At 58.1% G+C, this 10,872-nt stretch carries 9 protein-coding genes; 6 read left to right on the plus strand and 3 right to left on the minus strand.

Annotation, left to right across the window (positions count from 1 at the left end):
* On the plus strand, positions 1–1,346 hold a 1,346-nt coding region (locus tag ACEW8J_RS14065; RefSeq protein WP_373492273.1), incomplete at its 5' end, for an FMN-binding glutamate synthase family protein.
* A gap of 10 nt (positions 1,347–1,356) precedes the next feature.
* On the opposite strand, the gene ACEW8J_RS14070 is transcribed toward ACEW8J_RS14065, so the two are convergent.
* Complete coding sequence (locus ACEW8J_RS14070) at positions 1,357–1,569, minus strand: hypothetical protein (protein ID WP_373492274.1); 213 nt, start codon at positions 1,567–1,569, stop codon at positions 1,357–1,359.
* A 571-nt stretch (positions 1,570–2,140) separates the two neighbouring features.
* The gene (locus ACEW8J_RS14075; protein ID WP_373492275.1) at positions 2,141–2,587 is read right to left on the minus strand and encodes an Lrp/AsnC family transcriptional regulator; all 447 of its coding nucleotides are present in this window, start codon (positions 2,585–2,587) and stop codon (positions 2,141–2,143) included.
* Between the two features lie 121 nt (positions 2,588–2,708).
* Here ACEW8J_RS14075 and alr point away from each other — a divergent pair, with 121 nt between their 5' ends.
* The 5 genes from alr (at position 2,709) to ACEW8J_RS14100 (ending at position 9,749) form a co-directional block, all read left to right on the plus strand.
* On the plus strand, positions 2,709–3,842 hold the full coding sequence (alr, locus tag ACEW8J_RS14080) for an alanine racemase (protein WP_373492276.1): 1,134 nt from the start codon (positions 2,709–2,711) through the stop codon (positions 3,840–3,842).
* Positions 3,839–5,107 carry a D-amino acid dehydrogenase gene (locus tag ACEW8J_RS14085; RefSeq protein ID WP_373492277.1) on the plus strand — a complete coding sequence of 423 codons (1,269 nt, stop codon included), beginning with the start codon at positions 3,839–3,841 and terminating at the stop codon, positions 5,105–5,107. Before alr ends, ACEW8J_RS14085 begins: the two co-directional genes overlap by 4 nt.
* Before the next feature lie 1,479 nt (positions 5,108–6,586).
* Positions 6,587–7,561 (plus strand): ArdC family protein, encoded by a 975-nt coding sequence (locus tag ACEW8J_RS14090; protein WP_373492278.1) that lies wholly within the window; start codon positions 6,587–6,589, stop codon positions 7,559–7,561.
* Complete coding sequence (locus ACEW8J_RS14095) at positions 7,558–7,755, plus strand: hypothetical protein (RefSeq protein WP_373492279.1); 198 nt, start codon at positions 7,558–7,560, stop codon at positions 7,753–7,755. Before ACEW8J_RS14090 ends, ACEW8J_RS14095 begins: the two co-directional genes overlap by 4 nt.
* Before the next feature lie 140 nt (positions 7,756–7,895).
* Positions 7,896–9,749, plus strand: coding sequence for a ParB/RepB/Spo0J family partition protein (locus ACEW8J_RS14100; protein WP_373492280.1), 1,854 nt, complete (start codon positions 7,896–7,898; stop codon positions 9,747–9,749).
* A gap of 718 nt (positions 9,750–10,467) precedes the next feature.
* Here ACEW8J_RS14100 and ACEW8J_RS14105 read toward each other — a convergent pair.
* The coding region (locus tag ACEW8J_RS14105) for a phytanoyl-CoA dioxygenase family protein (RefSeq protein WP_373492281.1) at positions 10,468–10,872 on the minus strand (405 nt) is incomplete at its 5' end.

The following is a 10,872-nucleotide window of genomic DNA, read 5'->3' on the forward strand; positions in this document are numbered from 1 at the left end:
ACGATCGCGCCCTGGTCTATGCGCGCGCCAAAGGTGATAATTCCTCGCACCCATTCGGAACGGAATTAAACGTCTATTCGGAAGAGTATGACTGGCTCAACCATTCGATGATGCCCAATGAACGGGTCGAGAAGGAATTTCGCGTCAAGGTAGGCGGCCCCCAATGCAAGAAGCCCTATTCAGCTGCGATTTTAAATATTTCAGCCATGAGCTTTGGTTCGCTCGGCGCGAAGGCTATAGAAACCCTGAATTTGGGTGCGCGGCGAGGTGGGTTCTACCATGACACCGGCGAAGGCGGTTTCAGCCCCTATCATGCAAAACATGGCGGTGATATAGTCTGGGAAATTGGAAGCGGCTATTTTGGATGTCGCACCGACGATGGTCATTTTGATCCTGATAAATTTGCAAAAACTGCGGTCCTCGACCAGATCAAGATGATCGAGATCAAACTCAGTCAGGGTGCCAAGCCTGGCCAGGGAGGGATGCTTCCCGGCGCAAAGGTTTCGGCGGAAATTGCCGCAACGCGAGGTATACCAGAGGGCAAGGACTGCATTTCGCCTGCAGCCCATACGGCATTTACCACTCCGCTCGAGTTGCTTGATTTTGTCCGGCAGCTAAGGACCCTTTCCGGAGGAAAGCCCGTAGGTATAAAACTGTGTGTGGGTCAACCGCACGAAATATTTGCAGTGATGAAAGCGATGCTGCAAACCGGCATCAAGCTGGACTTCATTGTTGTAGACGGCGGGGAAGGTGGAACCGGAGCCGCACCGGTTGAACTTTCAGACCGTGTAGGCATGCCACTCAGAGAGGGGCTTATTCTTGTCAATAACGCGCTGATTGGATCCGGACTGCGCGGGGACATCCGACTAGCGGCATCCGGCAAGGTTATCAGCGGTGCAAGCCTGGCGATGAATGCAGCTCTCGGTGCAGACTGGTCTAACGCTGCCCGTGGGTTCATGTTCTCGTTGGGCTGCGTCCAGTCCATGCAATGCCATACCGGCAACTGCCCTACTGGCATCGCGACTCAGAGCGTATCACGTCAGCGTGGTCTGGCAATCAAAGACAAGTCCGAGCGCGTGTACCGGTTTCAAAAGCAAACCGCAGCGGCTTTGCGCGACATCGTCGTTGCGATGGGGCTCGAGAACCCATCGCAAATCCGGCCGCATCATTTGCACGAACGGTTGAACGCCGTTAAATCCAGTTCGATTGACGGAATCTATCCATTTCTAAAGGCGAACGCGCTGATCGATAATCCGGCAGCCACGCCCTATTCCCGTTTCTGGGCCGCGGCGCAAACGGAGAGTTTCCGGGCTCTTCCAGATATTCGCCAGACGAGTTACAATTGAGAACATAGGATCATTGCATTGGTGTTTCGGGAGAATAATCCTCGCCCACCACCTTAAAGCAGGAAACCAGCCTGGCCTGTATCCGAACAAAGGGGGATCGACTGAATTCGTTCTGCAAGGGCTGGCTCTGCAAATTTGAGGCCTTTTTAATTTCGCCTCTGCTCTTGCCCGTGATCAGGAAGTCGCCCGAACTCGCGAAATTGGCCGCGGGCAACTCTGCCATGCGGTTTCCATTTCGGTTGCACCAGGCCGGCTCCGGACTGTTTCACCAATTGAACATGGCCGATAATCCGGCCCTTGGCGTCCAGGATCGGCATGCCAGGTGCAACCGCGAACATAACACCGGCATTTGCAGCCCTGCTTCCCGAGGCAGCTAGTTGGCCAAGATCGCCCATAGCCATGGCACTGCCGATTCCGCTCGCGCTTCTGGCAAATCAACCTGCGGCGGATGTGTTATTGACCACAGATGATGTATCGCCGTTTGCAACCGAGTTTGCACGTCCCGCCGTATTGCACGCGGTACCGACAACCTGGCCAGCAGTCGAGCGAACAGCTTCAGTCTCGATGAGATTTGTTGCACTGCCTTTTGCAGAGCTTGAAGCGGAACCATTCGCTGAGCTGGTGACGGCATTGCTCGGCAGTTCGGCGGCTCCGATCAGGGAACCATTGGCGCCGGAATTACTGGACGTATCGGTAGCGATCTTTCCAGACCGTGTATCGACCGAGAGGTCAATCCGGATGAAACCACAGTACCGGTCACTGTGCAGCGAGAATGCAGAAAATATCCGCCAGCATCACATTCGCCGATGGCTGCGCATCGCGAAGCTGGAGGTGATACTCGTGACACCGGGCAATCGCGATAGAACATCACGATGAAAAGCCCCATAGTCATCAATACCGGCGACTTGCACGCGAAGAATATAATCGCCGTCGCCTGTCATTAAATACCATTCCTCAATTTCGGGGTGGCGGCGCAGCGCGGTTTCAAATCGGATCAGATATTCTTCTGTCTGCCGTTCAAGTTCAATCTGAACGATCGCCGTAGTCCCCTCATCAATGGCAGCACCCGAAACGATAGCGGTATAGCCGCGGATGACACCGGATCGTTCAAGCAACCGGACCCGGCGCAGGCAGGCGGACGGGGACATGCCGACCTCTGCTGCAAGTGCATTGTTGGTGATCCTGGCGTCAAGACGCAGACAGTTCAGTATACGGCGATCAGTTCCATCAATCGCGGCCATGCACGAAACTCCATTTTTTCGGATTTTATGCGAATTATAGTCGAAAACCAGAATTTCACACTCTGAATAGGTGAAAACTTCACAACAAAATTCATTATCCATCGTTCTTGTAGGAGCAAAAATGGATAGCAGATATTTTGAGGCTTGTTCGAGTCGCCTTTGCATCGATCTCGACGGCATTCGTGCCAACTATCGCATCCTTGCCAATCAAGTGGCGCCCGCCCTGTGTGGCGGAGTCATCAAAGCAAATGCTTATGGTTTAGGCGTGACCAATGTCGGTCCCGCGCTCTATCGCGAGGGTTGCCGACATTTCTTCGTTGCCCATTTGAACGAGGCCGGTCCGCTTGCACGCGTCATCGGTCCCGACGCCGCAATTTTCATCTTGAACGGCCTCAATCCTGGCGATGAAGCGATTTGCGCGGAACAGGGAGCGATTCCTGTGCTCAGCTCACTGTCTCAAGTCGATCGCTGGCGTCAATTCGCTCGGACGATAAAAACACCGCTGACTGCCGCATTGCAAGTTGACAGCGGCATGTCTCGGCTTGGTTTGTCGCCTGCGGCCGCCATCGCGATCGCACGCGACGCGAATCTGTCAAACGAGATCGACCTACGCCTGATCATGACCCACCTCGCCTGTGCCGACGAACCATCGCACGCAGCTAACAAGGCTCAGCTAGAAAGTTTTCGCATTGTCCATGCTCATTTTCCAAACATAACCACCTCAGTAGCCAATAGTGGCGCTGCGTTTTTGTCGCACGAATTCCATGGCGATATCGCCCGCCCTGGAATCGCCCTGTTCGGGGTTTGCCCAAAGACGCATACAGATGGACTGCACCCCGTCGTCAGACTTGACGCGCGCATTCTGCAAATCCGTAAAGTCGAGCCCGGGATCGGCGTTGGCTATGGTCTGACCTATATCGTGCCGACTCCAAGTCGGCTAGCGACAATCGCAATCGGTTACGCCGACGGTTGGCCGCGCAGTCTCAGCAATATGGGCGCGGCTTGGCATAGAGGAGAGCGGCTCCCGATTCTGGGACGGGTATCGATGGACAGTTTGACCGTGGATATCACCGTTTTACCCGCAAATACACTGGCAGAAGGCGATTTCGTCGAACTGCTCGGTCCATCGCAGTCACTCGCCGATGTGGCACGTGATGCGGGTACTATCCCCTACGAAATATTATCGCGGATGGGTCCGCGGCATGGGCGTATATTCATTAACGACGGGATCGCGGCACCGGGAGCAGAAATATGAGAATCATCGTCTTGGGCGCGGGTGTCGTCGGTGTCACATCCGCTTGGTATCTGGCCGAGGCGGGACATGAAGTAGTGCTCGTTGACCGGCAGCCGGGACCGGCATTGGAGACGAGTTTCGCGAATGCTGGCGAAATCTCACCCGGTTATGCCTCACCTTGGGCAGCACCGGGCATCCCGGCAAGGGCAATACGCTGGCTATTCATGAAACATTCTCCGCTGATCATTCAACCGCAACCCGATATTGCGATGCTATGCTGGCTCTTCGCAGTGCTGCGCAATTGCACCGCGGATCGCTGTACAATCAACAAAAGACGAATGGTACGCCTAGCTGAATTTAGCCGCGATGAATTGATTGCACTGCGAGCGAGGATAGGCATTGAGTATGACCAGCGTTCACAAGGCACGCTGCAACTATTCCGCACAGAAAAGCAGTTCGCTGCAAGCGCCGTTGATGTCAGCGTATTGCAAGGCTATGGTGTCCCATATGAACTGCTCGACCGCAACGGTTGCGTAAGTGTCGAGCCGGGTCTGGAGGCATCGCGCAATCGCTTCGTAGGTGGATTGCGACTACCCCAAGACGAAACAGGAGATTGCCATGTCTTCACCCGCGCATTGGCTGAACTACTACCCACGATGGGGGTCGAGCTACGCTACAACACAAACATCACAGCACTAGAAAGTAATGGTGATCGCATTATCGGGGTGCGTGCCGATGGCGATATCATTCGCGGCGACGCCTATCTGGTTGCGCTAGCGAGCCACTCTCCTACTCTGCTGCGCCCCGTCGGCATCACTTTGCCCATTTATCCGGTAAAAGGCTATTCGATCACACTGCCTGTCTCCGATGAGACGCATGCGCCAGTGTCAACCTTGCTGGATGAAAATTACAAAATTGCGATCACACGGCTGGGAAAACGCATCCGCGTCGGCGGCATGGCTGAACTGACAGGCTTTGACCGAAGCTTGCCGCCGCGCCGCGAACAAACACTGCGTCATTCGTTAAACGATCTTTTCCCCGGTGCCGCAGCGAACGACGAACCGTCGAATTTCTGGAGCGGGCTGCGTCCGATGACGCCGGACAGTACGCCGATAATCGGGAGGACGCACCTTTCCAACCTGTTTCTTAATACTGGTCATGGTACCTTGGGATGGACGATGGCGTGTGGATCGGGACGGCTCATAACCAGCATTATTGAAGGTGGTTTTTCTCCGATCGATCTGGAGGGTCTTGACCTTACCCGCTATTCGAGACGATTTTACTAGGCCCGGGATATCTTATTCGGCTTCTGTGACAGAACAATACAAGTCGTGCGTCGCAGAATTTGATTTCACCGTGCAGATAGCGGGCTTTTTCGCGGCGCGATCAAACGCATCCGCGGCCAATTCCCTGCCACCATGCGGGCAAAGAGAGAGTTCGTCACACATGTCCTTAATCCCACGCAGGACCGGCGATATATTCCCGAATGGGAATCTGCCGGAACAAACAACCGGCACGATTGCTCGGTCACCATGGCCAGCGGCAAGAGGGCTGCCTTGATGGCAACAACATTAACATTTTCGAGGGGCCGCCGCACGCGAACGAGTTCGTTTTGTGGAGCGTTTACACCAGTCCAGGTGCCGATTCGCGCCACAACCTGTGGTCCGGTGTCCACATCCCTCTGAGTGCGGAAATTATCGCAAGGTCGCAGCTCATCGATGGGCCGATCGTTTGGGACATGGTGTACGGTACCATTGGAAGGCCCTGTCAGAAAATTATCGGGAAAGATGCGAGCTCAACGAAGTGGGACCATATCGGTTGCCAGCGCCATGCATCTATTTTTTTCCCGCTGGCATAGCCGCACCGCGTAACAATCCGTCGCCTTCGGCGCCTGTTTCCTAGGCGAGCCCGATGAAATCAATTTCGTCGATTTCGACGTGGAGAAGCGCGGCGCCAAAACGCTGAGAACCACAAGAAAACGACGTGGTGGCAATGTCTCACAGAAATCAGCTCCGACCGCGATCCGGCGGACCTGAACACACATCGCCTTTTACCGATTTCGCACGATGTTTGCGCAAACTGAACGTAACGATTTGCGAGATCGAAGACAGGTAGGTTTAGGCTGCCACTGCGTCAGTATTGCCTGACGTAGCCGCTTGGCACTTCTTACCAGAACCGCCGATCTCCGAGGGGAAAGCCTTCCCCTGAGCCGGAGCCACTGCGTCGTCTCCGACTACCCCTTCTAGCGGGGATGCTCCCCGCAACGCCCCTTATGTTGAGCGGGGCTGATGACGCACTCTCTCCCGCGCGCCAAAGGCGCGCTCCTTAGTGTGCGGCATTTGACGAGAATGGCCCCGCGCGCACACTGAACCGGCAGAGACGGGAATAAGTGCAGGCGTCAAAAGACGACAGGCCCCGCCTTTTCGCCTGCACGGGCAGGTCAGCGATTTTCTGCCTCCTTTCTGGGTGCGAGTCCTTTGATCTGGTCAAGTCGCTGGCCGCTCGGATTCATTCAAGCATGTGTCGGGGTCTATGGACGGCGCGGGTGCGCCGGCGTTGTTTGTACCGGCTCCGGAGAGACGGGGTGGGCGGCGCTTCCGCCTAGGGTCGCACTGCCCCGGGCGACAACCCCTGACGGGGTCTTTCTCTTCGTTACAGCCCTTCGGGTGTGCCCGGCACAGTCCGCCCCTCTCTGGTCGCTGCTTGCCGCCCACCCCGCCTCTCCGGGGCCGGTTGCGGCAGATTTTGGGATCGAGGAGGCGGTGATGGCAGTTGGTAATCGGAAACGGACGGGACGCGGCAAGAGCAGAAAGGCGGCGCTTCGCGCCGTGCGCAGCGATGGGTCTCGCGTCTCGCTATATGAAGAGGTGACCGCCAGGATCATCTCGCAACTGGAAGCGGGTATTTATCCTTGGGCGCAGCCCTGGAGTTCGGCCGCTGCCTTGCCGGGACTTCCCCGTAACGCGATTTCGGGGCGGGCCTATTCGGGCATAAATGTGCTGATATTGTGGGGTGCGGTCATTGACGGCGGTTTTGCATCGCAGGACTGGCTGACCTTCAAGCAAGCGCTTGCAGCAGGCGGATGCGTCCGCAAGGGCGAGCGCGGCCAGACGATTTTCTATGCCGACCGCTTTACGCCCGAGAGTGGGCACGAGCAGGGAAATGACGGGAAAGAGTCTGGTGAGAAGCCATCGATTCCGTTTCTCAAGCGCTTCACGGTGTTTAACGCAGCGCAATGCGACGGGCTGCCGCAGCGCCTGTCCGCCGACCTGACACCGCTACCGGAACGCGAATTACATCACGCCGCCGAGGCGCTGATCAAAGCAACAGGCGCTGATTTCAGAACCGGCGGCGCGCGCGCTTATTATTCGCCGTCAGATGACCATGTGCAGGTTCCGCCGCAACCCGCATTTCCTGCCCAGATCGATTATTACCGCACTGCCCTACACGAACTTGGCCACTGGACCGGACACGGTTCGCGCCTTGGCCGCGACCAGTCGGGCCGATTTGGAAGCGCCGCCTATGCCCGGGAGGAACTGTGCGCTGAACTGGCTTCGGCATTCTTGTGCGCGGCGCTCGGTATCGTCCCGTCCGTACGTCATGCCGATTATCTGGGGTCCTGGCTCACCGTGCTGCGCGCAGATAGCCGCGCAATCTTCAAGGCCGCTTCGCAGGCCAGCAAAGCTGCCGACTATCTCCTGGCCTTTGTCGATCAATCCCGCTTGGAAGGGGCGGCGTGAGCGCCCTTCCCGCCCTGGCGTCAGAGCAGACGCAAATCGGCGAGCAAGTGCTTGTGCCCGGTGTCCCGCCGATCACGCCAGCCGAGCGGCTGGCGATACTGGCCAATGCGCCGATGCAGCCGCGCCGCCCGCAGCGTCCAGCGGATCACGGATTGTTCGATTTGGGCGCCCGCAACCAGCTCGAGATGTTTTGATGAGGTTCGCCGCCCCTTCACCCCCCCCGAAGGACGGCAACCCCGCACCGCAATCCCTGCGGCGCGGGCAACCGGCCCCGCCTCCACCGCACCCTCCTATGCACCGGAGGCGGGGCCACCCAAACCAAGGAGTAAAGAGCATGCAAATCGATCATATCCCGCTGGACCGCCTGTCGGTCTCCAAAACCAACATGAGGGCGGGCAAGAAGCCGCCCGATGTGAGCGACATCCTGCCATCGATCATCAAGCGCGGCGTTATCTCACCATTATTTGTGCGGCCCGATCCTGCCCCGAGCAGCGGCGATGAATGGTGCGCGTGCCATTTCGAGATCATTGCAGGGAAAAGGCGCTATTATGCCAGCCTTGAAGCCGCCAGGCAGGGCAAACATGATATCACCCTGCCGTGCATAACGCTCGGTGAAGGCGACGATGCCGAAGCCTTGGAAATCTCGATGATCGAGAATATGCTGCGCCAGAACCCCGATGCGGTCACGCAGTGGGAAAGCTACACGCGATTGGTCAAGCAAGGCCGCAGCGTCAAGGACATATCCGCGACCTTTGCGCTTACCGAATTGCAGGTCAAACGCATCCTCGCGCTCGGCAATCTGTTGCCGCGTATCCGCGAGGCCTACCGCTCCGAGGAAATCGACGCGGCCACGGTAAGGCATCTGACCCTTGCGACCAAGGCACAGCAAAAGGCATGGCTGGCTTTGTTCAAGGATGGCGACAGCCATGCGCCGCGCGGGCAGCAGCTGAAAGCGTGGCTGTTTGGCGGCGCGTCCATATCGGTCAGCATGGCCTTGTTCGATATGGACGCGTTCCGCGGCCAGATCGTGACCAATCTGTTCGAGGAAGACGGCTATTTTGCGGATGCCGACCAGTTCTGGGCGGCGCAATCCGTCGAGATCGAACAGCGCAAGGCCGCCTATCTCGCCGCCGGATGGAGCGATGTCCAGATCATCCCGCCGCATGAGCATTTTTCGTCCTGGGAATATGAGAAGACCCCAAAACGCAAGGGCGGGCGCGTCTATATCCAGTGCCGCGACAACGGCGAGGTGATCTTCCACGAAGGCTATCTCACCCGAAAGGAAGCGCAGCGCATCGGCAAGGGCGACGGCGATACCGGTGCGGGCATGACCAAGCCAGCGCGGCCCGAACTGACTTCTGCGCTGACAAGCTATGTCGATCTGCACCGCCATGCGGCGGTGCGGACCGCACTTGCCGCCCGGCCACATGTCGCCTTGTGCGTCATGGTCGCCCATGCCGTCTGCGGTTCGCCGCTCTGGAGCGTGAAGGTGCAGGAGCAACATTCGCGCAATGATGCGGTCAATGAAAGCATCGAAACCTCGATTGCCGAAACCCGCTTCGATGAACGCCGCCGTGCGGTATTGGGAATTCTGGGATTTGACCCCGAACGGGCCAGCGTGACGCAGCAGCGTTATGACGGCGCGGACCTCGTCGCTGTGGTGACGCGATTGCTCGAACTGCGCGAAACGGTGGTGCTGGACGTGGCAGCCGTGGTGATGGCCGAGACGCTGGCCAGCGGCAGCGCGTTGATCGAGATGCTTGGGGTCACGCTTGGTGTGAGCATGACCGATTACTGGCAGCCCGATCAGGCCTTTTACGATCTGCTCCGCGACAAGGAAGTGGCAACGGCGGTTCTCGCCGAGGTCGGCGGCAGTTCGGTGGCAGAGGCTAATGCCGGAGAAACGGGCAAGGTCATCAAAGGTGTAATTGCGGATTGCCTCAACGGCGAGAATGGTCGCAAAAAGCAAGAGGCGTGGGTGCCGCGCTGGATGGCATTTCCGCCTTCGGCCTATACGGCGCGCGGCGGGGTTGCCACAGTGGACGCTGCCAATAGGGCGGCGGCTGAAAGCGAAACGCCGGACGAACCCGACACGGATATGCCGGTCGAGGCTGCGGAGGCGCAGGTCGCGGTGGAGGCCCAATCCGAAGCTGGAAAAAGCGCAGAGGCAAAACAACTTGCGGCATAAGCATCTGAGCGCAGGCGGCGGGCAATCGCCGCCTGCGCCTGGTCTCCCAAGGACCGGAAACAGGTCATGGCGGGCCGTATATCGGCAAATATCACCATCGGCGACAACGTTTGAGCTGCCTGACCCCGCCCGGCAGAACCGGGCGGGGATGAACTTCGGCCATGGGCCGCGCAGGAGTAGGCGCAGCCGGACATCAATTGAAATTGCCTCGCCGCGATGACCGATATTGCAGACTCCGTGACAAGAACCGACCGTTCGGCGTCAAGATAGCTGCGGCCTTCGATCGACAAGTAAGGTGAGCCCAGGCAAATATTCGCGCGACCCGCGAACACCGGCAGCTTTGGAAAATTGCCATCTGCCCTCAGGATCGGGAGGCAGGCGTTCCGTTTACTGAGCATCATGCCCGGCCATGCCCTATTGCATCGTTACTGCTTGGCGAACCTTCTCCGCTTTGCCGAACTCCCATATCATTGCTGCCAAGCGATACGCCAGTCACAGCCTCGTCGACGGTCTGGTTGGCAGCAGACGGGCTTCGCCCTCGCGTGCCCGCCGCAACCGCAGGCGGCGGCTATTTTCCGCCGGGCGCACGCGCCCTTTGCACCGCGAAGCAAAATAGCCGCCGCCTGCGGTCCTCCGCTTCACTTCGGCCCCTGATCCACCCCACTCGGCGAGCCGAGCGGGGACCCCGGGGGGTGCGCCGGTCCCGCGCAGCTGCCGGTCACCAGCCATCGAGGCAGCGATTGGCGCTGTGCGTTCCTGGGTAGAGCCTGGTTGCGCCGTTCACTTTAGTAAAGCGGCTGAGTGGCCACATGACGTTCAGCAGATATTGCTGGCCGCCTTTGTCTCCCGGCCACATATCTTGATCACAATGCGGGAATTGCTCAATCTCACCGGGGTGGATCTCGATGGCCTGCGCAACATTGAGCTGGATGCGCTCACAGGCCGGTTTCAATATCCTTTCCGCAAGCGACATGATTGTCGGCTCGCGAACCAGATCGGCAGCAAACCGTGATCGCCGCAGGAGGCTACCAAAGCGCTTGGTGTGATATCCGTAAAAATCTCCGTGCCCGAATGGCGTCTGCCGAAAATCGCTCTCAAGATCGGCCTCCAGATTCCCAAGGGT

Source organism: Parasphingorhabdus sp., from assembly GCF_041748495.1.
GTDB lineage: Bacteria > Pseudomonadota > Alphaproteobacteria > Sphingomonadales > Sphingomonadaceae > Parasphingorhabdus.